Genomic DNA, 23041 nt, shown 5'->3' on the forward strand with positions numbered 1-23041 from the left:
CATGAATGGTTTTGGTGGATTGAACAAATCGGAAAACGGCGTGGTGATCGGCCTTGTGCAATTGCAATTGCCGGTGGTGGAAACCAAAGCGCAGCTGACGGCGCAAACCGCGCGGGTGGTCGAATTGGTCGGCAAAGCACGCCGCAATCTTGGCACGATGGATCTGGTGGTGTTCCCGGAATACATGCTGCACGGCCTGTCGATGGACACCAACCCCGAGATCATGTGCACCATGGACGGGCCAGAGGTGGCCGCGCTGAAACAGGCCTGTGTCGACAACAAGATCTGGGGCTGCTTTTCCATCATGGAGCTGAACCCCGGTGGCTATCCCTATAACACCGGGTTGATCATCGACGATCAGGGCGAGGTCCAGCTTTATTACCGCAAAATGCACCCTTGGGTGCCGGTCGAACCGTGGGAGCCGGGCGATATGGGCATTCCGGTCTGCACCGGGCCCAAGGGCGCAAAAATCGGCCTTATCATCTGTCATGACGGGATGTTCCCCGAAATGTCGCGCGAAGCGGCCTATAAGGGGGCGGAAATCATGATCCGTACCGCAGGTTATACCGCCCCCATCCGCCAAGCATGGCGGTTCACCAATCAATCCAACAGCTTTTGCAATCTGATGATCACGGCAAATGTCTGTATGTGCGGATCGGACGGCACGTTTGACAGCATGGGCGAAGGGATGATCATCGACCACGAAGGCACGGTCATTGCCCACGGCGAAACCGGCCGCGTGGATGAGACCATCACCGCAGAGGTCCGCCCCGATCTGGTGCGCGAGGCACGGGCCGGCTGGGGGGTGGAAAACAACCCCTATCAATTCGGCCATCGCGGCTATGTCGCCGTCGCAGGCGGCGCTCAGGACTGCCCCTATACCTATATGACCGATCTTGCGGCGGGGGCCTATCACCTGCCCTGGGAGGATGAGGTCAAAGTGACAGACGGCACCGATTTCGGCTTTCCAAAGCCCAGCCGCAAATTTGGCGAAAAGGAACCCGGCCAATGACCACAATCAACAGCACGCCCTATGCCTGGCCCTATAACGGCGATCTGCGCCCGGAAAACACCGCGCTGATCGTGATCGACATGCAGACCGATTTCTGCGGCGCGGGCGGCTATGTCGATCATATGGGCTATGATTTGTCGCTGACACAGGCGCCGATTTCCCCGATCAAGGCCCTGATGGCCGACATGCGCGCCAAGGGGTATCACATCATCCACACGCGTGAGGGCCACCGCCCCGACCTGTCCGACCTGCCGCCCAACAAACGCTGGCGCAGCCAACAGATCGGCGCCGGGATCGGCGATGCCGGACCCTGTGGCAAGATCCTGATCCGGGGCGAAGCAGGCTGGGACATCATCCCCGAACTCTACCCCCTGCCGGGTGAGGTCATCATCGACAAACCCGGCAAGGGCAGTTTCTGTGCGACCGATCTTGAATTGATCCTGCGCACCAAGGGCATTGAAAATCTGATCCTGACCGGGATCACCACCGATGTCTGTGTCTCGACCACCATGCGCGAGGCGAATGATCGCGGTTTTGAATGTGTCATCGCCGAGGATTGCTGTGGCGCAACCGATCCGGGCAACCACGCCGCCGCGATCAAAATGGTCACGATGCAGGGCGGGGTCTTTGGCGCGGTCACGGACAGCGCATCGCTTATCGCGGGGTTGGTGTGATGCAGACCGACATTTCTCACCCCTGCCCTGCGGCCCTGTCTGCCGCTCCTCGGGGTCAGGGGGCCGCATGATCCACACATGTGAAAACGGCGCAATCAGCGTGCAAACCCTGCATACCACCATGCGCTTTGGCGCGTTTACGGCGCTGGACGATGTGTCGATCGACATTCCGGCGGGCACTTTTCATGCCCTGCTTGGCGAAAACGGTGCGGGGAAATCCACGCTCGTCAAATGCATGATGGGGTTTTACAACGCCACCTCTGGCGAGCTTCTGGTCAAAGGCCGAGAGGCGCGCATGACCGACCCCAAGGTGGCGCAGAAGCTGGGCCTTGGAATGGTTTATCAGCATTTCACGCTGGTGCCGTCGTTGACGGGGGCCGAGAACCTTGTGATCAGCCGCGCCGACACGCCGGGATTGATCGACTGGCGGCGCGAAACCCGCGCGCTTGACGCCTTTATGACCAAGATGCCGTTTCACGTGCCGCTTGATCAACCTGTCAGCCGGCTGGCGGCAGGAGAAAAACAAAAGCTGGAGATCATCAAACAGCTCTATCTGGGCAACAGGTTCCTCATCCTGGACGAACCGACGTCGGTTCTGACCCCGGCAGAGGCGGATGAGGTGCTGGGCCATGTGCGTGCGTTGACGCAGGCGGGGGAAATTACGGTATTGATGATCACGCATAAATTCCGCGAGGTCAGCGCCTTTGCCGATGATGTGTCGATCCTGCGGCGTGGTAAATATGTCGGCGGCGGGTCCGTGGCCGACATGAGTATCGAAGATATGAGCCGCGCGATGATGGGCGAGGCCCCCGTCATCAGCACCCGAAGCCGGCGCGACACGGTCAAACAGCCGCTTCTGACAATGAACGGCATCAAAGCGCGGGATCGCACCGGGCTCAAGCCCATCGAAATCGACGATGTGACGCTTCATTCCGGGGAAATCCTTGGGATTGCGGGCATTTCCGGCAATGGCCAAATGGAGCTGATGGAAATCCTGACCGGGCAACGCCGGATGGAACAGGGCGACATCCGCGTCAATGGCGCGCAATATGGCGCCACCCGCGCCGAGGCGCGCGCCCATGCCATCCGCTATTTGCCCGAAGAACCGCTGCGCAACGCCTGTGCCCCACGCATGAGCGTGGCGGAAAATATTGCGTTTCGCATGTTCGACGCGGGCAAGGACGGCAAGACCGCGTTCTGGAATGACAGCGGCGCCATTGCCCGCAATGCCGCAACCCTGATCAAGGCGTTCAATGTAAAAACCAGCTCGCCTGCGGCGCGCATCGCGTCGCTGTCAGGTGGCAATGTGCAACGCGCCGTGCTGGGGCGGGAATTGACCGGGGACGTCAAGGCGCTGATCGTGTCTAACCCCTGTTTCGGGCTGGATTTCGCCGCGGTGTCGTCGATCCGCGATCGGCTTGTCGAGGCCCGAAATCAAGGTACGGCAATCCTTTTGATCAGCGAGGATCTGGACGAAATCATGGAGCTTTCCGACCGCATCCTGGTGATGTCCGAAGGGCGCATCGCCTATGAAACCCCGATTGCGACGGCCAATGTCGAACAGATCGGGCAATATATGGCAGGACATCACTGATGACAGAGATTCACGCGGCCCCCTTCCCCTTTCCCTTTGCGCGCGATCAAATCGGCCTTGTGATGATCGACATGCAGCGCGACTTTATCGAGCCGGGCGGTTTTGGCGCGAGCCTTGGCAATGACGTCGGCCTGCTTGGCGCGATTGTGCCCACCGCCCAACGCCTGTTGCAGGGGTTTCGCGCGGCGGGCCTGCCGATTTTTCACACAAGAGAATGCCATTTGCCGGACCTGTCCGATTGCCCGGATGCCAAACGCCAACGTGGTGCGCCATCGCTCAGGATCGGCGACGCCGGGCCGATGGGCCGCATATTGATAGCGGGCGAGCCCGGCGCAGACATCATCCCGGAATTGGCCCCCGCCCCCGGAGAAGTCGTGATCGACAAACCCGGCAAGGGCGCGTTCCATGCCACCGGATTCGACGCGATGCTGCGCGACCGCGGGATACATTTTCTGATCTTCGCAGGTGTCACCACCGAAGTCTGTGTTCAGACCACAATGCGCGAGGCCAATGACCGTGGCTATGATTGTTTGATCGCCACGGATGCCACCGAAAGCTATTTCCCCGCATTCAAAGCCGCAGCAATCGAGATGATCACCGCGCAGGGGGGCATCGTCGGCTGGGCCGCTCCGACCAACAAAATTCTGGAGGCCCTCGATGACTGATCCCAAATCATTCCAAAACCTATTGCCCGACGATTGGGCCAACCTGCCTTTTGAACCCTTCCGGGAGGGAGTCGAAATCTGCCATCTCTGGCGCGGGGGGCCGGATGTCGCACTTCTGCGATATGCACCCGGCGCCTCTGTTCCGCGCCATCGCCACACGGGGCTTGAAACCATTCTTGTCCTCGCAGGCACCCAAAGTGATGACACAGGCAGCTTTGCGGCCGGCTCACTTGTGTTCAACCCAAACGGAACGGAGCACCGCGTGTGGTCGGACGAAGGCTGTACCGTCCTGATCCAATGGGAAAAGCCGGTCGAATTTATCTAGGTTCGGGCGGTATTGATCCTGCGGTGTTAGCTCAACAGGTTCTGGTGGCGGTAAGGACGCTCCGCAAGACGGACGCGTTTCGTCTTGCGCTTGCACCCCGCTCGATCACCCGACGTGGTGAAATCAACGATTTCCGGGGCTATCCCCTGCCCTTGCGCGCGGCGAAATCAGAAATGCGGCTTGCAGGATCGCGAAGCCAATGGGCCAATCGAATAGAAAAAACAGGGATCGGCCACAAAGGACGGCGGGATTACAATTTAGCGCCCACCGCTCTTTCCTAATCCAGTATAGAATTCTCTGAGCTCAGGGATTGCACAAAAAAACCTACAACCGACTTCGGGGCAGAATGACCTATTGATCACTGCCGATTGCTTCTGCAATTTCCAAGTCCTTCCAATCAGCATAAGTGAGGTTTTTTCCCTCGACAAGCCAATCAGTTCGGCCATTGCGCGATGTACCGAAGAGAAACACGGCAGCGCCACTTGGGCTTTTGAATTCGGTGTCTTTTCTCAACACAAAATTACCGTTACCCATGTCCGCGGCAACACCACTGGACAGCAGCCGATCTCTTACGGCTTTGCTGGCAGATGCCAAAAACGATGACTTCTCTTTCAGGCTACCTGTACTGCCCTCAAGAACGACAAACCGGCCGTCAATCTCGGTTGCTCTTGCGTCAATTCCGGCTCTGGCGTTTTGAAGAGTAAAAAATACATCGTCTTCAACCGCGGAATTAACCCTGGATGTCGCTTCAAGTTTATTACTGGCCAGTTTTCGGGTGGGGAAAAAGTCGATGCCAAGAACAGGGAGCGCTAACCTAACTTCCTCAAGGAAGCTTTCCATGTCGGAAATGTCTGCCTCAGGCAACTTGTCAAAATTTGGGTTGGTCTTGTTATCAACGGTGACTTTTCCAGATTCGTGAGCAAAATCAAGCAAACGACCTTCCAGATACTTGACGTGTGCTTTGGTCAAATTCATGTCCTTGCTGCTGACCGACACGAACCTATCCCAAAAATCCTTCTCTTTGTTGTGGTTGACAATACGGCTCTTCAACTTATCGGCTTCGCCGACATATATCTTTTGATCGCCTTGATCGTTCTCATCAGGTCCGACCAAAACATAGACCCCAGTGCGTGAAACCTCAACGCGAGCGAGCGCCGTTTCAATCCGAGTTCGTGGTGAAAACAGGATATGGCCGCTCCAATTTCCAATCTCGACCGTCACGATCCCAGAAGCAGACCCATCAACCAGATACAACTTCAGAGACCGACCATTTCCCATTTCCGAAGACCCTTGATACCACTTTGATTGAAAATCCTCCTACAACAGCAGGTGGCAGTTGGAAACCCGAAGAACGACGAAGCGGGACCGCATACTGTCGTCAACTTAAAACATATAAGGCATTGCCAAGAATGACCTGGAAGTTCGCTTACGTTGTTTACAAGATCACTTTCCCAAACGAAAACATCTACATTGGCAAGGATAATCTATCCATTACTGATGGGGTGCGCCCGTAGAATTGACGGAGCGACTGTCACGCGTGTTGCCGATAGGCGCGATGCAACGTGCCAGCGAGTTTTCAGGTGACGGCATGACCGAAAGAGGAAGGGCCTGTCGCCCAATGGCGGGGGCGCAGTCTTTGTTCCAATTGATTTCCATGCGGCAAGCAACGTCCACCCCCCCCCTCGAGCCCACACCGCCGTCTGCCATGGAGCGTTCCTTGAGCAACGGACGTTGCTTGCGATTTGATACTGACGTGGATGCCGTGTGATCGGTCCGGGTAACCGGGGTTCAGTATTTTCTTGCCCGTGGGGTGACGGATACGAGGAAAAGCATCGCGGAGCTTTCAACGCTGGCACGGGATGCATTCCGTCAGAAGCTTGTCCGTGATCAGTGATCAGGGGGGGAACAGCGCCGCCGGGAGCGGTATTGTCACTTTGCGCCTGACGCTCACCGCCCTGAACGGCCGTATCCCAATACTCACGGATGCTGCGGAGCGGCAAGCGATTGCTGGCATTCACAGTGCTCGCGAAGCCTCGACTGCAGTCCGCGACGTGTGGGCTATCGGCCGATGTCGCTCTGATGCCGGCGGATTGGCTGGCGCTATTATGGTCGCAGGGCACAGGCACTGTACGGTGCCGGGATGCCGGTACGTCAGCCAGACAGCGGCCCTCGCGCGATAATGGACTGGGCCCGGGTCACCAGCGGCAAATCGATCATCTGGCCATCGAGCTTCGTCACGCCTTGCCCCTTTCTGGCGGCGGTCTCGGCGGCCTCTACGACTCGTCGCGCCCATCCAAGCTCGGCCTCGGTAGGCGAAAAGACGTCGTTGAGAACCGCCACCTGGGCCGGATGTACCGCGTAGCCACCAGTGGACCCGATGGCGCGGGCGTATGTGGCAGCGGCCCGCAAGCCATCGATGTCACGAAAATCGGACATGCCTGCGGCGACGGCGAAAGAGGCGACCGATGCCGCCCGCGCGGCCTGGTTGACCTGTTGAACAGCGGGCCTCAGAACATCCGGCGTGGCGGCGACGCCCATCGACGTTGCATAGTCCTCGACACCAACCGTCATTGCAACGAGCCGAGGGGACGCCGTCGCGATTTCTCGTGCATTCAACACCGCAGCCGCCGATTCAAGCATGCTGACGAGACGGATGTTGCCCGCCGGAAGGCCCCGTTCCTTCTCCAACTCGCCGATCATGGCATCGACGGCACGGACCTGCGCCGCAGTCTCGCAGAGCGGAAGATGGATCGCCGAGACGCCTTCGATCACGCTGGCTTCGAGGTCGCGAAACGCCTGTGTCCAGAGCGCATTGACCCGAACCGTCACATCGACGTCCGACGCGAGACGTGAGACCGCGTCTGGCAGCGCCGACCGCGCTTCGTCCTTGCGGTCGGGAGCGACGCTTGCTTCGAGATCAAGCACGATAGCATCGGCGCCGCGGCTCGCGGCCTTGGCGAGAAACTTTTCTTCCAGAACCGGTATGAAGAGTAGAGAGCGCCACATGGTCACGCGCCTTCCTTAGCGCGGCAGGCTTTGCCCGGATCATCGACGCCAAGCTCGGCCAGGATCTCTGCGGTGTGCTCCCCCAGCCTTGGCGCGGGCGCGCGTACGGCACCCGGCGTGGCGCTCAGACGCGGAAATGTCTGGTGCATCGGCAAACGTTCCATGCCCTCGTATTCGAAATCCTGCAACACCTCGCGGCCACGGATATAAGGATGGTCGATCAGATCCGAGATGTCGCAAATCGGGCCGACGGTCACGCCTTCTGCTTCGAAAAAGGCGAGGTTTTCGTCAAGCGTCCGGGTCGTCATGTTCTCGGCAATGATGGCGTCAAGCTCTGCCGCATGTTCGACCCGTGCGCGCGACGTTGCGTACCGTGGATCGTCGTTTAATTCGGGCCGTCCAATGGCGGCGGCAAGCTTCTCCCACATCGACTGCATAGAGGCCGACATCGCGATAAACTTGCCGTCCTTCGTCGGATAGAGCCCGCGCGGGGCTGCGACTTCGCTGGAGTTCCCCATACGCTGCGGCACCTTGCCCGTCGTCTCGTATGCCGCTGCCCAGGGGCCGAGGATGCCGAACAGCGGCTCGAACAGCGAGAGATCCACGACCTGGCCTTTGGCCTCGCCCTTGTCGCGGGCGATCACGGCGGACAGGACACCACCGAACCCGGCAAGGCCGGCGACCATGTCGGCCAAAGCGAGCGGCGGGAGAAGCGGCGGTTTGTCTTCCCAACCTGTCATCGCCGCGAAGCCGGACATGCCTTCGATCAGGCTGCCAAAGCCCGGTTTGTCCTTGTACGGTCCCGTCTGTCCCCAGCCCGACACGCGCACGATGATCAGTTTTTCATTGGCTTGCCAAAGCTTCATCCGGCCCCATCCCCCACTTTTCAAGCGTGCCGGGAACGAAGTTCTCGCAGAGGATGTCGGCGCTGGCGATCAGTTTGTCGAGCACTGCGCGCCCTGCCTCCGAGCGGAAATCGAGTTCCATGCTCCGCTTGGAACGCGCGTAGACCTTCCACCAGCTTTCGGCTTCACCGAAACGGCGCAAATCGTCGCCCTTGCCGGGGCGTTCGATCTTGATCACGTCGGCCCCGAAATCGGCCAGCATGTGGGTCATCATGTTGCCAGCGGCAAGCCGCGTCATATCGACAACGCGCAGCCCGGTGAGCGGACCTTTGGCATCAGGTGTGTAAGGGGTCTTCATGGAATTCCTTTCCATTAGCCGTCGGACAGGCGGTTACGATCGCGGATCAGCAGCCACGCCACGAACGGGGACGCGGCAAACAGGACCAGCGCGAATGGATGATCGAGGATGGCGGCGGGGTTGCGGCCGAGCAGGATCACGGATTGACGGATCGAAAGTTCGATCATCGGGCCGAGCACGAGCCCGATGATGAAGCAAACGATGGAGATCTCGAGCTTCAGCATGAAGAAGCCCAGCACCGCGAAGGCCAGCATGACGCCGACGGCGAAGAATCCGCCCTGGCTCACGTAAATACCTACGACACAGAGCAACAGCACGATGGGATAGATGACGAAGGGTGGGACCTTCACAATCAGCGCAAACGCACGAAGCCCCAGGGATCCGATGATCAGCACCATGACATTGGCCATGATCATCGCCGCAAAAAGCCCGTAAACCAGCGACGTATCGCGCTGAAAGATCAGAGGCCCGGGCGTGACACCATGGATCAGGAAGGCACCGACCAATAGGGCGGCGGTAAGGTTGCCGGGGATACCCAACGTTAAAAGCGGGATCAGGTTCGCGCCTGAGACAGCAGAATTGGCGCTTTCAGTTGCTGCAATACCCTCGGTCGCGCCGGTGCCGAGTTTCTCAGGCGCTGTCGAGAACCGTTTGGTGGCGGCGTAGCTGAGAAAGGCAGCGAGCGTTGTGCCAAGCCCCGGCAGTGCGCCGATGGCCGTTCCGATACCCGCCCCACGCAGGACAGTGCGTCTCAGGTTCAGGAATTCACCAAAAGTCAGGCGATCATCCCCCTCACTGTTGGCAACGGCCCTGCTGGCATCGGGGCGGTAGCGACGGCCCTCCTGCAGCCTCAGAATGATTTCGGGTACAGCGAGAACGCCGATGGCAACGGCCGCGAGGGGAAGGCCATCAAAGAGGTCGACCTGTCCGAAGGTAAAGCGCGGCGCAGCGGTTTCCGGGTCCACCCCAACTGTGGCAAGAAAGGCGCCAAGCGCCGCGGCAAATATTCCCTTGGTCAGCGAGCGGCCCGACAGCGAAGCGATCAGCGTGAGCGAAATCACCAGGATTGCTGCAAGTTCGACCGGTCCTGCCCGAAGGGCAAAAACTGCAAGCGTGGGCGCCAGCAGGATCAGCACAAGGTCAGAGCAACTGTCCCCCGCGACGGAGGAATAGAGCGCGGTCTGCAGGGCCTTGCGCGGTTTGCCGCCCTTGGCGAGCGGATGTCCGTCAAGGGTCGTCGCGGCAGAATGCGGCTCGCCCGGCGTGTTGAGCAGGATGGCCCCGATTGCGCCGCCGAAGCCACCCCCCTTCATCACGCCCACCAGCATGCCGATCGCCGCGAGCGGCGCCATCGTGAAAGTCAGCGGGATGGCCACCGCGATGGCCATTGGCGCATTCAGCCCCGGCACCGCGCCAATCACGATCCCGATCATGACGCCGAGCACGACCGACAGAAACGTCGTCAGCGACAGCGCGTCGAGCATGGCTGCAAAAATGATATCCATGTCTTGTGTCCTGTCAGGGCAAAGGTAGTTCCAGGCCCCACCAGAACCCGGCATAGATTACGGCGGGCGCGGCCAATGCGTTGAATGCATAAGCCCAAAGCGGGGCATGGGTGTGGATCAGCGTGAATGCGATCAATCCCAGGGGCGCGGCGATCCAGAACCCCGAGTAAGGCCTTCCGATCGCGTCTCCGACCACCCCCATCACGATCAACATGAGCGCGACCGCAAGGATGCAAAGTGCGAGGTGCCCGGAATCCTGCCACGTCAGTCTCCCGGCCAATGGGTCTTCGCCCCCAAGGCGAAGGTTCCCTGCAATCAGCACGGTGCCAAGTGCGGCCATGAGCCAGGCCAACGCGCGAGGCGCAAGGCTGGGCGGAAGTCCGAAGGCCCCCGCGTCATTCACCTGGGCCGGGATGATCCAGAAAAGAAGTAGAAGGCTGAACAGGACAATCACGATCCCAAGGATCAGATCGGTCGCAAAACCCGGCGACGTGGTGCCGCCGGGCCCTTCGGGAGAACGTGACATCGCGCCCTACTCCGAAATAAAGTCAAGCAGACCACGATAGGCCCGGACGTCGGAGGCGATGCCATCGGCGGTCTCAGTCCCGGTCTTGAATGTCTCGAAGCCGCGGAACTTGTTGTTCACGAAATCCTTGAACGTGTCGGATTGCACGGCTTGCGCCAACGCGGATTCCAGCGTCGCCACGGCGTCGGCATCCATGTCGTCCGGCCCAAAAAACACCGCGGCCTCAACGGCGCTGACGCCATAGCCAAGCGCGTCCAGCGTCGGAATGCCGGGATGCTCCTCGATGCCTTCGGGGTTCAGGGCGGCGACGACCTTCAGCGCGCCGTCTTCCATCATCGGCAGCGCGTTCGAGCCCGAAAACGCCAGGTCCACGTGACCACCAAGCACCGCCTGCCGCGCACCGGCTCCGCCCCGGGTCGGCACGATATTGACAGCGATGTCTTCCTTTTTGCCGACATACTGCATGATGGCGCGGTCCAGCGGGATGATCGACGCATAGTTGATCCAGCCACGTTCCTTGGCGGTTTCAAGCATACCGGCCCAGTCATCAAAAGGAGCCTCCAGCGGCGCGGCCATCACGGTCCGATAGCCATGCGTGGTGGCGATGAAGGTCACATCGTCCGGCGTATAGGCGACGCTTCCTGTGAGCGGGGTGAACGAGAAAGTCGTCGCAACAGCAAACCCGATCGAATAGCCGTCTGGGTCTTTTGCGCGGACATATTCTGTCGCGACCGCACCACCGGCGCCTCCGCGATTCTCGACGATGATCTTCTGCCCCAGCGTGGCCTCCATCTCGGCCGCCAGGATACGTGCTGCGGTGTCGCTGCCTCCGCCCGCGCGAAAGCCAACCACGAGGTTGATCGGCTTTTCCGGGAAATCGGCCCAAGCCGGTGCGGCAAACGCCATCGTGGCTGCCACCAGCGCGAGTGTCTGTGAATGTTTCATGTTGGCTCCTCCCAAACCGCACGCAGAGCACGTGCCTTTCGCACATCCTAAAGGACTGATGTCGCGATACAGAAATACAATGTTGATCTAGATATTATAATGAATCATTATATCCCTGTGATAGAGAACAAACATATCCGCAGCTTCCTGCGCGTTCTGGACCTGGGAAGTTTCTCAAAGGCGGCCAGATCATTGAATATTGCGCAACCCGCGCTCAGCCAGCATGTGAGAAAGCTGGAAGACGCGCTTGGAACGCGGCTATTGGATCGCAGCGCGCATGGTGTTTCGGCAACGGACAACGGTCGCGATTTCAGCACCCATGCGCGCGAGATCCTGACGCTGGTCGAACAGGCAGAGCGACGCTACCGACGAGGCGTCGACGAGATTTACGGCGAGGTTCGGCTGGGCCTGCCCGGGTCGGTCTGCCCGGTGCTGGCGCCACCGCTGATGCTGGCCGCGAAGGAGAAGTTCCCGGGCGTGCGGCTCCAAATATTCGAGCTCATGAGCGGCGATCTGGCAGAATACCTGCGCGAGGGTCGTGCGGATATCGCGGTACTCTTCAACGTTCAAGAGACCGATGATCACACATCCGAAGCGCTCTTGACCGAGCGATTGCACCTCATTGGTGCCGCAGATGCCCCACTTGTCCAAGGCGACACGGTTGACGCGCAACAGCTTACCAAGGTGCCTTTGGTCGGTACGCGACCACCACACGGGTTGCGACTTGTCCTTGAGCGATGGTCGAGTGATTCTGGCATCACCATGAACTTTCAGTTCGAGGCAGACGCACCCTCGGTTCTCGTCAGGCTTGCCTCGCAAGGATCGTGCTATTCGATTGTATCCAAGGCGGCAATTGCGCATGAGGTGCTTGGTGGATCGATCCGAGCCGCAGAGATTGTCAATCCGCCTATCCAACGAACCGTCTGTCTTGCTTCCTCCAAACGGCTTCCCCCCAACAAGGCCCGCAACGTCGTGTTTGATCTGACGCGCGATGTGGCACTTGCGCTGCTATCGCGTTCCAAATGGGCAGGGGCGTCTCCGGCGACAAGCGTACGCTGATCGTCAAATGGAAGTCCTCTGGTAAACAGCGTGACCAATTTACAGATTTGACCAATTTACAGAGCAGCCAATGGCCGAACCGAGCCTGCGTAACGGCCCGAGGTTAGATTAGGCAGCGCATATTCGTCGGTGATCCTTCCCTTCCTTAAACCGCGCAGACATCCCGAGCGTGGCCCCCTTTTGCGCCGGTAAATGCCCCCATATCTCCGGATTGACACATCGCACATTAAATCAACCTGGCAATACCGCTGACAGACGCCCCCCCCGGATGGAAATCTTTCGCAACAGTAGACACCCTCAGAAGGAAATCTTTTCCGATACCTCTGTCAGCACGTCTTCGCACATCTGATGAACGGCCGTTACCCGCGCGGTTTGCATCTGTCGCCGGGAACGCGCGACCACGACGTTGCAGGGGGCGACCGGTTCGGCGATGTGCAGCCGCTGCACCTGGTTTTCGCGGGTGGCGAAGCCACGGCGGATCGTTTGCAGGAAATAGATGCCATAGCCGAAATTCTCGGACACCAGTGCGGTCATCAGGCGCACTGACTTTGGGTTCATCTCGACCATCGGCGTTTGGCCAAGTTTTCGGAACATCCCCAGGACATGCTGGCGCGTGCCCGGTTCATCCAGCAGGATCAGCGGCCGATCCTTGAAATCGGCCAGAGATACAGTGTCGCCAAACCGGTACTCGGTCTGGTCAGAGACGCCGATATGCGGGGTCACGCTGACCACGGAGGTCATTTCCACATCCGCCTCGGTCAGGAAATCATAGGTGATGGCCAGGTCGATGTCGCCTTCGCGCAGGCGCTCGATGATCTCGGTCACACCGAATTCAAAGATCTGCACCTTCAGGTCGGGATGCTTGCTTTGCAACCGGCGCAGCACCGGCGGCAGGACGATGGAGGAAAAAGCCGAGACTGCCCCAAGGCGCACCGTGCCGCGCAGGGTTTCGCCCAGGCCGATGGTCCGCCGGGTGAAAGCATCGAATTGTTCCAACAAGGCGGTTGCCTCGACGATGAATTCGGCCCCCGCGTGGCTTAGCGACAGGGCCCGCGACGGTCGCCGGACAAAGATCGAATACCCAAGTTCGGTCTCCACCGTTTTGATCGCCGTGCTCAGGGCGCTTTCGGAAATCCGTTGTTCCCGCGCGGCTTCTTGCAGGCTTGTCGCATTCGCAACGGCGACAACATACCTTAAGTGTCTGATATTGTTAATCATCGGTTTTACAGAACTGCAACATACTTTTTATTTTATTTTCTCGATCCATGCGATTGGGCACAAGCCTCCTCGTGGTGCAATTCGCTTTTGTATGCACCTTTATTACAGGAGTAATTGTCTTGAAGAACCATATGCTTGCATGCGCGGCCCTGGCCTCTGTTGCCGCGACCTGCGCCCCTGCACAGGAACGCGTGACCTTTGATTACTGGTATGGCCTGTCCGGCCGACTGGGGGAAACGATCCAGGCCACCTGCGACCGTTTCAACGCCAGCCAGGACAGGTATGAAATCAACTGCGTCGGCCAAAGCGGCTATGCCAATGCCGTGCAAAACACGATTGCCGCCTTTCGCGCGGGCAAGCACCCGACCATCGTGCAGGCCTATGACGCGGGCACGGCAGATCTGTTGATGTCGGGGGAATTCTACCCGGTGCACCAGATGATGGACGACTTCGGCATCGCGGTCGATTGGGACGACTACTTCCCCGGGATCGCCAATTACTATGCCAATTCCAAGGGCGAGATGGTGGCGATGCCGTTCAACTCGTCCACCCCGGTGATGTATTACAACGCCCGTGACCTCGCCGCCGCCGACATCGCCGTGCCGCAGACCTGGGAAGAGTTCGGCGCTGCCCTGGTGGCGTTGAAAGAGGCCAACCCCGAGCGTTGCGCCTATGGCTATTCGCCGTCGTCCTGGGTGGACATGGAGCAATTTTCCTATGCCCATGGCGTACCGATTGCCACCAACAACAACGGCTTTGATGGGTTGGACGCAGAATACGTCTATAACACCACCGTGGTTGTCGATCATGTTCAGGACATCAAGGATTGGTATGATGCCGGCCTGCTGGAGATAAAGACCAATGCCGGCGGCATGAACGCCCGCAGCGCCTTTGGTCAGGATGTCTGTTCCTTCTACTTCGGCTCGATCGCGTCACACGCGTCGGTGCATGCGGCGGCGGTCGACAGCCTTGATTGGGACGTGGCGATGATCCCGGTGTTCGAGGGCACCGCGCGTCAGAACACCGTCATCGGGGGCGCGGCGCTTTGGGTGCTGTCCAACAAAAGCGAAGCGGAATACCGCGGCGCGGCGGAATATCTGAACTTCCTGGCGACGCCGAACTCTGCGCTCTTCTGGTCGACCGAGACCGGCTATATCCCGGTCACCCTGTCGGGCTATGACCGGATGCTTGAAACCGGTTTCTATGACGCGGCGCCCTTCAAGGGCCGCGAAACGGCGATCGCGTCGTTGACCCATACCGAGGTCACCCCGCTGTCGCGCGGAGTCCCGGATCGGCGGGTTTCTGCAGGGCCGCAGCGAATGGACCGCGATGATGCAAGAGATCCTGTCGGGCCAGATCGGCGTGCAAGAAGGGCTCGACCAGACCGTGGCCGAGATGAACAAGATCGCCCGCAACTTCGAGCGGACCTACCGCGGCGCCAGCTTCCCCCTGATCGCATCCCGGTCGGTCCGGTCCCCGAGCACGTGCGAGGGCCGGGCCGACCCCGATTTCCCTTTCCACGGGCGCCGTCGTCCGACCCCAGGTGTAGGAGAACCCCCGATGCGTCACGCGCGCTTCAAGAACCCTTGGCTGGTGGCCGCGCTTGTCGCGCCGCAGCTTCTGATCGTTTTCGTCTTTTTCTACTGGCCGACAGCGCAGGCGATCTTCTGGTCGCTGACCTTTGAAAAACCATGGGGCGGCGGCAGCGAATGGGCGGGCCTGCACCATTTCCGCGAACTTCTGGGCGACCCGCGCTATTGGGATTCCGTGCGGGTCAGCCTGCTTTACGCCGTGGGCACGGCCGCCCTCGGCATGGGTTTGGCACTGGTGCTGGCGCTGTTCGCCGACCGGCAGCTGGCGGGCTATCGGTTATACCGCGTCGGGATGATCTGGCCCTATGCGGTGGCGGCCCCGGCAATCGGTCTGGCCTTTCGCTATGTCTTCAACCCCTCGGCCGGTATCATGTCCTATCTCAACGCGGTTCTGCCCGGGCTTTGGGACCCGGTGATGACCGGCTGGCAGTCGCTGCTGATGATCATCATCGCCGGCGCTTGGAAGAACATTTCGTATAATTTCATCTTCTTCCTGGCGGCGCTGCAATCGATCCCGCGCGGGTTGGTCGAGGCCGCCGCGCTGGACGGCGCCGGGGTCACCCGGCGGATGCGGGATATTCAGCTGCCGCTGATGGCACCAACCTTCTTTTTCGTGCTGGTCATCAACATTGCTGACAGCTTCACCGACAGTTTCGGCATCGTCGATACGATGACCGTTGGCGGGCCTGCACGGGCCACCAATCTGCTGGTGTACCGGATCTATTCCGACGGGTTCCAGGGGCAGAATTATTCCTCGGCCGCCGCGCAGTCGGTGATCCTGATGGCGTTGGTGATCGCGCTGACCGTCCTGCAGTTCCGCTTTGTCGAGCGCAAGATCCACTATACCTGAAAGGCCGGACCCCATGGTCGAACGCACACCAATCCTGAACATCCTCACTGATCTGATCCTGCTGTCCGGGCTGATCCTGCTGTTGGGACCGATCTATCTGGTCTTCGTCGCCTCGACGCAAACCCTGCAAGAGGTCAGCGCCATTCCCGCCCGCCTGCTGCCCTCGTCGCATTTCTTCGAGAACCTCTCCACCGTTTGGCAGCAGTCGGATTTCCAGACCAAGTTCCTGAATTCGCTGATCGTCGCGGTGGGCGTCACATTGGGCAAGATCACCATCGCAGGGATCACCGCCTTTGCCATCGTGTTCTTCGACAGCCGGGCGCGGATGCCGGTTTTCTGGCTGATTTTCATCACGCTGATGCTGCCGCTCGAAGTGCGCATCGTGCCGACCTACGCGGTGGCGGCCAATGCACTGTCACCGTTTCAGACCATGCTGGACGGGCTGGGCATCACCGCGCTGGTACGGGGCCTGACGGGCATCGAGATCGCATTGGACTGGAGCCTGCTGAACAGCCATGTCGGCCTGATCCTGCCGGTCATCGCCACGGCCACCGGCACCTTTTTGTATCGGCAATTCTTCCTGACCATCCCTGATGAAATGGTCGAGGCCGCGCGCATGGACGGGGCCGGGCCGTTGCGGTTCCTTTGGGACATCCTCGTGCCGTTGTCGACAACGAACATGGCGGCGCTGGCCACGATCATGTTCGTCTCCGGCTGGAACCAGTATCTCTGGCCGCTGCTTATCATCACCGATCCCGCCTATAGCGTCGTCGCGCTCGAACTGCGCACCCTGATCCCGGACGGCAGCACCACCGGCGGCGGCATCCCATATTGGAACCTCGCCATGGCCGGTGCCTTGATTGTCATGGTGCCCCCGGTCCTTGTCGTCATCGCCATGCAGCGTTGGTTCGTGCGCGGCCTTCTGAACACCGAGAAATGAGTCCCATCATGTCTGCTATTACCTGTCATTCCCTGCGCAAATCCTACGGCGGCGCCGACATCATTCCCGGTCTCGACCTACAGGTGCGCAGCGGGGAATTCATCGTCATCCTCGGCCCGTCGGGCTGTGGCAAGTCCACGCTCCTGCGCATGATCGCAGGGCTGGAGGCGGTCACCGCTGGCACCATCGAGATCGCCGGGCGCGATGTCACAACGCAAGAGCCGCGCGCCCGCGACTGCGCCATGGTGTTCCAGAACTACGCCCTGTATCCGCACATGAGCGTGGCCCAGAACATCGGCTACGCGCTGAAAATCGCGCGGGTGCCACGGGCCGAACGGGACCGTCGTGTCCGCGAAACCGCCGCGCTGGTGGGGCTGGAGGCCTTCCTTGAGCGCAAGCCCGGGCAATTGTCAGGCGGTCAGCGGCAACGCGTTGCCATGGCGCGCGCCATAATTCGCGATCCGGGCGTTTTCCTCTTTGATGAACCCCTTTCGAACCTTGACGCGTCGCTGCGCGGGCAGATGCGTCACGAGATCCGCCGCATTCACGACCGAACCGGCGCCTCCTCGGTCTTTGTCACCCATGACCAGCACGAGGCCATGACGCTGGGGGACCGGATGGTTGTCATGAACAACGGTCGGATCGAGCAGATCGGAACGCCGCGCGAGGTCTATGCCCGCCCCGCCACCGTCTTTGTTGCGGAATTCATCGGCTCCCCGCCCATGAGCCTGCTGGCCGCCGAGGTCAATCAGGCATCCGGGGTGCTGCGGTTTTCCGACGGCAGCACCCTGCGGGTGGGGGATGCGGTGTTGTCTGCCTGTGCGGGCCGCGACCTGCGTCTGGGGTTGCGCGCCGAGGCATTGACCTTTTGCCCGCTCGACACGGCCGATCTGGTCGCACAATTCGATTTCTTCGAAGAGCGCGGCCACGAGGGGCTGCATTGTCTCCGCTTCGGCGCAGGGTCTCTGGCCGTCCTGTCACGGGACAAGCACCGGCTGACACAGGGGGCCGAAGTGGGCCTGCGTGTGCCAGGCCAACGCCCTTCATATCTTCGACGCGGACACCGGGTACCGCATCGACACGCATATCGAAAAGGAGGCCGCCGCATGAAGCTGGCCAGTTACAATATCCAGTACGGCACGGGGCGCGACGGATGCGTCGATCTGGATCGCATCGTTGCCGAACTGGGCGACGCCGACTTGATCGCGTTGCAAGAGGTCGAGCGATATGCCGAACGCTCTGGCATGGTGGACCAAGTGGCCGAAATTGCGCGCCGCCTGCCGGGGCATTTTTGGGTTTACGGGCCGGGCATCGACCTTGATGCCTCGGAGGTCCGTTACGACCGGATCGTCAACCGGCGCCGCCAGTTCGGCAATATGGTGCTGTCGCGATGGCCGATCCTGTCGTCGATCAATCACACGCTGCCCAAGATCGCGCTGCACAAAGTCATGCACATGCAGCGTACGCTTGTCGAAACCGTGATCGACGCCCCCGGAGCCCCCCTGCGTTTTGTCTCGGTGCATCTTGATCACATCTCGACCGACACCCGCATGCCGCAGGTGGACTATATGGTGGAAATCGCACTGCACGGTCCCGAACGGGGCCCCAGCCTGGGGGGGCGTGGACCGGACACCCCTTGGCTGGACCGCCCCGAACCGCCGCAGCCGCGCAGCGTGATCGTGATGGGCGACATGAATTTCCTGCCCGGATCGCCCGAATACAGTCGGGTCTGTGGCGCCATGTCGAAACGCTATGGGCGGACCACACGCGCCGGCGGGCTGCTCGACGCGTGGACGCTGACCGGCCACGACGAGCACGAAGGCGACACACTGCCACGCGACACCCGCCCAGAGCCGATGCGGATCGACCATTGTTTCGTCAGCGCCGACCTCGCCCCGGCCCTTCGCAACATGCACATCGACAACACGGCCTGCGGATCCGATCACCAGCCGATCTTCGTCACGCTCGACACCTGAGCCCGCGCCCGGTTTCGGCCGGGGCCTGCGACCGCATTGCCTCGATCCAAGTCCCATTCGCTTCTTTGGAGTTTCTATCATGCCCGCCCAGACCGACCTGCCGCTTGTTATCGGCCATCGTGGTGCGTTGCATGAGATCGTGAATTTCGTCGTGCAATAACGGGTCGAGACCGGGCGCGATATCGAGCTTTGGATCAATTTCAAGGACAGGTTCGACACCTATGGTCCGGCCTGGATGTTTGCGGAAACGCAACCCGGCAATTGCCACCCGCCCAGATCAAAGCGTTCGCCGCCAGCCATGGCACATAGGCCAAGACGGACCAGGTCGACGCAGAGCTCATCGCGCGGTTCATGCTGTTTTGCCCGGATGCGGGACGCGCACGGCCACATAAAAAATTACGCCTTATCAAGATATTGCCATCAAATCGCGGGTAGTTGGTCGAGACACGCAAACGACTTCTGGCGCAGATCAAAGCGCAAGGGAATCTGGGATCGGCAGATATGTTCGATGCCATGAACGCCAAGTTGAAAGACATTCTTGATCGCCAGATTGCAGGGTTGGAGGTGCGGATCGAGCAGACCCTGGCCTCGGATGATGAATTGGCCAGAACTGCCGACATCCTGCGTTCCGTTCCCGGGATCGGCCCCGTCGCCAACACTATGCTGATCGCCGTCCCTCTATGGTTTGCCGATTGCAAACCACTGCCGGGCAGTGGGTGCCCGAGCTTGGCCAACTCTCGGGTGAGCAGGCCGCCGCGCTTGCAGGCCTGGTTCCGATCGCACATGACAGTGGTGCCATGCACGGCAGGCGCGCCATCGGAGGCGACCGCCGACTGTTACGGCACGTGATGTTCCAGGCGGCGCTCGTCGCCAGCCATCACAACCCGCTCCTGAAAACCATCGCCGACCGTCTTCTTGCCGCCGGAAAACCACACAAGGTTGTCATCACAGCCGTCGCCCGCAAGCTCGTCACAATCGCAAACGCGCTTTGCAAGTCTCGTTTCAAATGGCCCAATCATGTCACCTGAGAAATACAGTTGCTAGTCTTCTGCGAGGCAGGAAGAGGCAAACATGTCAGGTTACATCTGTGAAACGGCAGCCGAAAATTTTGGACGCCGTTTCACATCGCGACAGGGGCAATGCCCCAGAGAGCCGACAAGAGAACAGGCTACCCTTGGTTTGGCACCGGGTCTGCCGAGTGTCCGCCTTCGACAATATTGAAGCGTTGGCAAAGCCAGCCCGCGGCCCCGCCGATCAAAAGCCAGAAGATCAACCCATGTGCCAGCGCGGCAACGGCGAATTCAGCCGACAGGTGGGCCGGAACCGCAGAGACCAGGGATCCGCCATGCGGAAGTTGCGGCGCCCCATAGGCGTGTGGCGCGACAATCAGCAACAGCCCCAATGCCAGTTTCATCGGCGTTGAAAAAGCGCCAGAGCGGCTTGTCATCACCCACAGCCCGCCTGCGGTCAAAGCAGCGGTGGCCACCCACCACAATTGTCGGCTTTCGAGGGCCGCAGCGGACATGCCGGGCAGTTCCGGCGGCAAACCGAAGAACGGTGCAAGGCTGAAAGATACAAAACCGGCGGCGCCCCAGATCAGGCCGGACCGGGCATTGACCTCCCCGCCGCGCAGGTAAATTGCCGCCAGCAGAAGCAGGGCAAACCCCATCCCCCCAAACAGATTGGCCCCGGCGGTCACAATGGTTCTTTGAAGGCCATCCTGCGGCGCCCATTCACCTTCTTCGCCATGCGCATGGCCGTGGTCATGATCGTGACCGTCAGCGGCCGCCATCTCTGTGACAGGGGCCGCAACCTCGAATGTTTCCGCCTCAAGGATCAGCGGCAGCACGTAGATGGTTTGGAAAATCGTCGCTCCGACCCCGCTCAGGAGCCCGGCGAGAAGCGCGATGCTGACAAGCTTCTTTATCATTTCATGTTCCTTTTTCAGTCGCCCGCCAAGCGCGCGCTTGGCCGCGCCGCGCGGCACTCAGGCGTAGTTGGCGAAGAACGAATACTCGTGTTCACCGTCGGTGATCTCGGTCGTGCGCTTGTCGATTTCTTCTTTCGTGACCAGGCCCTTGTCGACGGCCAGCCGCTCCAGCGCCGCCAGCCATTGCTCGTAATAAACCCAGAACTCGTCGTTCAGGTCGTGCGCGTTTTCCCAATCGCCGATGCATTTGATCAGGTTCTTGCGAAAATCCTCGTAGTCGATGACCTTTTCCTCAGAGAACGCCAGGACGATACCGAAAGCCCGGCTTTGCCAGGGTTCGTCAAATTGCAGCCGGTCACAGCGTTTGGGCGGAGCCGCCTTGCTGTCTTCCAGTCCTTTGACAAATCTATCTTCCATGCCGGCGATGGTTTCAGTGCGCATTGTTGGTACTCCTTGTGTTGGGTGTTGGATGGTGTGACCGATGGTCCAAAGACCGGCGGCCCCCTTCTTGAGGTGGCCCCGGACGTCAGGGCTGGTTGAACAGGGTGATGCTGTCGGCGATGGGCGTGCCCGCCACCGACAGCATCCGGTGATCGTTGGAATAGAGCCCGACCCTGAGGTCGACCTTCCCGGTCGGCAGGTCAGCCAAGTGGAACCAATTGCCGTAGAGCCGCGCCAGCTTGTGTCCGTTCACATAGATATGTGCATGGCCCTGCCCCGGGATATGCGTCGTGCCGCTTTGGGCAGGCGCAAAGGCAAAGTTCGCGGTCTCGGCATGAAGGTTCCAACCGGTTTCGGGATCGGGTTGGGCGGAAATGCGGATCGTGGGGGCGCCTTTTGCCGGGATATCAATCATCGCATGCGCCGCATGTGCATGGCTGTGCCCGTCGCCCGCACCATGGGCAGGCGTTCCGGTTTGCAGGGCAAGGGTTTCGTTTGCCACCACATATCCCACACCGCCCAAGACGATGCCCAGAACCAGCGTCCCCAGAATCCTGATCATGTCATTTCCTTCTTCGCTGCATTGAAAGGCTCAGGCCAGATAGGTTTTCAGCACCGAAGCGCCGACGGTGTATTTTGGATCGACGATATTGCCGACACGCAGTTTTCCGGCCTGGGTGAGGAAGAAATACGCCTCGTAGACGTCCCAGCCGTAATCGGCGATCATCCAGTGGATCAATTCGCGATAGGCGATCCTTGCCGCATCCTCGAGCGGACGCGCAGAGCCCAGCGTCATGATGAATCTCTCGTTCTCCAGCCGTGGCCAGGCAATCGGGCTTTTCTTGATCAGGTCGATCTGGATGGTCACCGTGGCGGGCATTTCAACCGCCGTACCGCACAGTTCGCCATCGCCCTGTGTGGCGTGGCAATCGCCCAGATAGACATAACCGCCTTCGGCCAGAACCGGGAAATAGACGATCGCCCCCGGTGCCACGTCTGGCACATCCATATTGGCCCCCCAATAATCCGGTTGCAGCGATGACACCGCCTCGATTTCCGGGCTGACGCCGAGCGTGCCGATAAAGGGTTCATACGGCAGGGTTATCCGGTCGTTGAACTGGATGCCCTCTTCGGTCACATTCATCTTCATGACCTTTTCGGGCAGCGGATCGTTCAGCATCGCGGTGTTGGCAGTGCCAACCAATCCGCCGAACTCGGGGATCAACGCAGAGGTCCCCACCGGTTGCGGACCGCGTGGCAGGATAGAGTGAATTCGAACGGCAATCACATCCCCCTTTTCGGCGCCGGCCACATGGATCGGCCCGCACTGAGGGTTGAGGAACGGCACGTTCAACCGCTCTGACGGGCTGGCTGTCGTGGAATCCAGCTGACCTTCAAAGGCATCATGCGTGTCGGCCACCACGATGTCCCCGGGCTGGATATGCAACACCGGCTTCGCAAAGGGACCGTAGGTATAATGATATGTGCCCTGTACCTCGGCGGTCAGCCGATGGGTCTTGCCTGCAACGCCCTGGGCGACACCCTTGGTCGTCATCCAGGAATTCTTCATCCAATCCACT

25 protein-coding genes are annotated in these 23041 nt (G+C 60.1%); 13 read left to right on the forward strand and 12 right to left on the reverse strand.

Going from position 1 to position 23041, the window contains the following annotated elements; all coding sequences use genetic code 11:
* The first annotated feature begins 1 nt into the window (after position 1).
* The 6 genes from AC0L4F_RS16760 to AC0L4F_RS16785 all read left to right on the forward strand — a co-directional run bounded on the left by AC0L4F_RS16760 (position 2) and on the right by AC0L4F_RS16785 (position 4551).
* On the forward strand, positions 2 to 1012 hold the full coding sequence (locus AC0L4F_RS16760) for a formamidase (protein ID WP_244690278.1): 1011 nt from the start codon (positions 2 to 4) through the stop codon (positions 1010 to 1012).
* Positions 1009 to 1686: a biuret amidohydrolase gene (gene biuH / locus AC0L4F_RS16765; RefSeq protein ID WP_244690281.1), complete on the forward strand. Its 678-nt coding sequence runs from the start codon at positions 1009 to 1011 to the stop codon at positions 1684 to 1686. Before AC0L4F_RS16760 ends, biuH begins: the two co-directional genes overlap by 4 nt.
* A 67-nt stretch (positions 1687 to 1753) precedes the next feature.
* Positions 1754 to 3280 carry an ABC transporter ATP-binding protein gene (locus AC0L4F_RS16770; RefSeq protein WP_244690283.1) on the forward strand — a complete coding sequence of 509 codons (1527 nt, stop codon included), beginning with the start codon at positions 1754 to 1756 and terminating at the stop codon, positions 3278 to 3280.
* Entirely contained in the window at positions 3280 to 3945 is a 666-nt protein-coding gene (locus AC0L4F_RS16775; protein WP_244690285.1) for a cysteine hydrolase family protein, read from the forward strand. Before AC0L4F_RS16770 ends, AC0L4F_RS16775 begins: the two co-directional genes overlap by 1 nt.
* Positions 3938 to 4270, forward strand: a complete 333-nt coding sequence (locus tag AC0L4F_RS16780; RefSeq protein WP_244690287.1) for a cupin domain-containing protein — start codon at positions 3938 to 3940, stop codon at positions 4268 to 4270. Before AC0L4F_RS16775 ends, AC0L4F_RS16780 begins: the two co-directional genes overlap by 8 nt.
* Positions 4243 to 4551, forward strand: a complete 309-nt coding sequence (locus tag AC0L4F_RS16785; RefSeq protein ID WP_244690436.1) for a hypothetical protein — start codon at positions 4243 to 4245, stop codon at positions 4549 to 4551. Before AC0L4F_RS16780 ends, AC0L4F_RS16785 begins: the two co-directional genes overlap by 28 nt.
* Positions 4552 to 4621: 70 nt before the next feature.
* On the opposite strand, the gene AC0L4F_RS16790 is transcribed toward AC0L4F_RS16785, so the two are convergent.
* The 7 genes from AC0L4F_RS16790 to AC0L4F_RS16820 all read right to left on the reverse strand — a co-directional run bounded on the left by AC0L4F_RS16790 (position 4622) and on the right by AC0L4F_RS16820 (position 11455).
* Positions 4622 to 5524, reverse strand: coding sequence for a GIY-YIG nuclease family protein (locus tag AC0L4F_RS16790; RefSeq protein WP_244690290.1), 903 nt, complete (start codon positions 5522 to 5524; stop codon positions 4622 to 4624).
* Positions 5525 to 6421: 897 nt separating this feature from the next.
* Positions 6422 to 7276 carry an HpcH/HpaI aldolase/citrate lyase family protein gene (locus AC0L4F_RS16795; RefSeq protein WP_244690429.1) on the reverse strand — a complete coding sequence of 285 codons (855 nt, stop codon included), beginning with the start codon at positions 7274 to 7276 and terminating at the stop codon, positions 6422 to 6424.
* A gap of 2 nt (positions 7277 to 7278) precedes the next feature.
* Positions 7279 to 8142 carry a CaiB/BaiF CoA transferase family protein gene (locus AC0L4F_RS16800; protein WP_244690292.1) on the reverse strand — a complete coding sequence of 288 codons (864 nt, stop codon included), beginning with the start codon at positions 8140 to 8142 and terminating at the stop codon, positions 7279 to 7281.
* Positions 8120 to 8479 (reverse strand): CoA transferase, encoded by a 360-nt coding sequence (locus tag AC0L4F_RS16805; RefSeq protein ID WP_244690294.1) that lies wholly within the window; start codon positions 8477 to 8479, stop codon positions 8120 to 8122. Before AC0L4F_RS16805 ends, AC0L4F_RS16800 begins: the two co-directional genes overlap by 23 nt.
* A 14-nt stretch (positions 8480 to 8493) precedes the next feature.
* The gene (locus AC0L4F_RS16810; protein WP_244690296.1) at positions 8494 to 9984 is read right to left on the reverse strand and encodes a tripartite tricarboxylate transporter permease; all 1491 of its coding nucleotides are present in this window, start codon (positions 9982 to 9984) and stop codon (positions 8494 to 8496) included.
* Positions 9985 to 9997: 13 nt separating this feature from the next.
* On the reverse strand, positions 9998 to 10510 hold the full coding sequence (locus tag AC0L4F_RS16815) for a tripartite tricarboxylate transporter TctB family protein (RefSeq protein WP_244690298.1): 513 nt from the start codon (positions 10508 to 10510) through the stop codon (positions 9998 to 10000).
* Positions 10511 to 10516: 6 nt separating this feature from the next.
* On the reverse strand, positions 10517 to 11455 hold the full coding sequence (locus tag AC0L4F_RS16820; protein WP_244690300.1) for a tripartite tricarboxylate transporter substrate binding protein: 939 nt from the start codon (positions 11453 to 11455) through the stop codon (positions 10517 to 10519).
* A 99-nt stretch (positions 11456 to 11554) separates the two neighbouring features.
* Here AC0L4F_RS16820 and AC0L4F_RS16825 point away from each other — a divergent pair, with 99 nt between their 5' ends.
* Positions 11555 to 12514, forward strand: a complete 960-nt coding sequence (locus AC0L4F_RS16825) for a LysR family transcriptional regulator (protein ID WP_244690303.1) — start codon at positions 11555 to 11557, stop codon at positions 12512 to 12514.
* 297 nt (positions 12515 to 12811) lie between these two features.
* Here the strand turns inward: AC0L4F_RS16825 and AC0L4F_RS16830 are convergent, their stop codons facing one another.
* On the reverse strand, positions 12812 to 13732 hold the full coding sequence (locus AC0L4F_RS16830; protein ID WP_244690305.1) for a LysR family transcriptional regulator: 921 nt from the start codon (positions 13730 to 13732) through the stop codon (positions 12812 to 12814).
* Positions 13733 to 13851: 119 nt separating this feature from the next.
* On the opposite strand from AC0L4F_RS16830, the gene AC0L4F_RS16835 reads away from it, so the two are divergent.
* The 6 genes from AC0L4F_RS16835 to AC0L4F_RS16860 all read left to right on the forward strand — a co-directional run bounded on the left by AC0L4F_RS16835 (position 13852) and on the right by AC0L4F_RS16860 (position 20118).
* Positions 13852 to 15417 carry an extracellular solute-binding protein gene (locus AC0L4F_RS16835; RefSeq protein ID WP_244690307.1) on the forward strand — a complete coding sequence of 522 codons (1566 nt, stop codon included), beginning with the start codon at positions 13852 to 13854 and terminating at the stop codon, positions 15415 to 15417.
* Positions 15418 to 15544: 127 nt separating this feature from the next.
* Positions 15545 to 16174 carry an ABC transporter permease subunit gene (locus AC0L4F_RS16840; protein WP_244690430.1) on the forward strand — a complete coding sequence of 210 codons (630 nt, stop codon included), beginning with the start codon at positions 15545 to 15547 and terminating at the stop codon, positions 16172 to 16174.
* Positions 16175 to 16187: 13 nt separating this feature from the next.
* Entirely contained in the window at positions 16188 to 17114 is a 927-nt protein-coding gene (locus AC0L4F_RS16845; protein WP_244690310.1) for an ABC transporter permease subunit, read from the forward strand.
* Positions 17115 to 17122: 8 nt separating this feature from the next.
* Entirely contained in the window at positions 17123 to 19090 is a 1968-nt protein-coding gene (gene ugpC, locus AC0L4F_RS16850) for a sn-glycerol-3-phosphate ABC transporter ATP-binding protein UgpC (RefSeq protein WP_348524114.1), read from the forward strand.
* A 501-nt stretch (positions 19091 to 19591) separates the two neighbouring features.
* The gene (locus tag AC0L4F_RS16855; RefSeq protein ID WP_244690312.1) at positions 19592 to 19939 is read left to right on the forward strand and encodes a hypothetical protein; all 348 of its coding nucleotides are present in this window, start codon (positions 19592 to 19594) and stop codon (positions 19937 to 19939) included.
* Positions 19867 to 20118 (forward strand): hypothetical protein, encoded by a 252-nt coding sequence (locus AC0L4F_RS16860; RefSeq protein ID WP_473446752.1) that lies wholly within the window; start codon positions 19867 to 19869, stop codon positions 20116 to 20118. Before AC0L4F_RS16855 ends, AC0L4F_RS16860 begins: the two co-directional genes overlap by 73 nt.
* Positions 20119 to 20258: 140 nt before the next feature.
* On the opposite strand, the gene AC0L4F_RS16865 is transcribed toward AC0L4F_RS16860, so the two are convergent.
* The 4 genes from AC0L4F_RS16865 to AC0L4F_RS16880 form a co-directional block, all read right to left on the reverse strand.
* The gene (locus AC0L4F_RS16865; protein ID WP_244690316.1) at positions 20259 to 21020 is read right to left on the reverse strand and encodes a CbtA family protein; all 762 of its coding nucleotides are present in this window, start codon (positions 21018 to 21020) and stop codon (positions 20259 to 20261) included.
* Between the two features lie 57 nt (positions 21021 to 21077).
* Positions 21078 to 21461, reverse strand: coding sequence for a nitrile hydratase accessory protein (locus tag AC0L4F_RS16870; RefSeq protein WP_244690319.1), 384 nt, complete (start codon positions 21459 to 21461; stop codon positions 21078 to 21080).
* A gap of 85 nt (positions 21462 to 21546) precedes the next feature.
* Positions 21547 to 22023 (reverse strand): hypothetical protein, encoded by a 477-nt coding sequence (locus AC0L4F_RS16875; RefSeq protein WP_244690321.1) that lies wholly within the window; start codon positions 22021 to 22023, stop codon positions 21547 to 21549.
* Positions 22024 to 22053: 30 nt separating this feature from the next.
* Positions 22054 to 23031 carry an acetamidase/formamidase family protein gene (locus tag AC0L4F_RS16880; protein WP_244690435.1) on the reverse strand — a complete coding sequence of 326 codons (978 nt, stop codon included), beginning with the start codon at positions 23029 to 23031 and terminating at the stop codon, positions 22054 to 22056.
* Positions 23032 to 23041 lie beyond the last annotated feature (10 nt).

The sequence above is a fragment of the Marinovum sp. J2-8 genome (assembly GCF_055808435.1).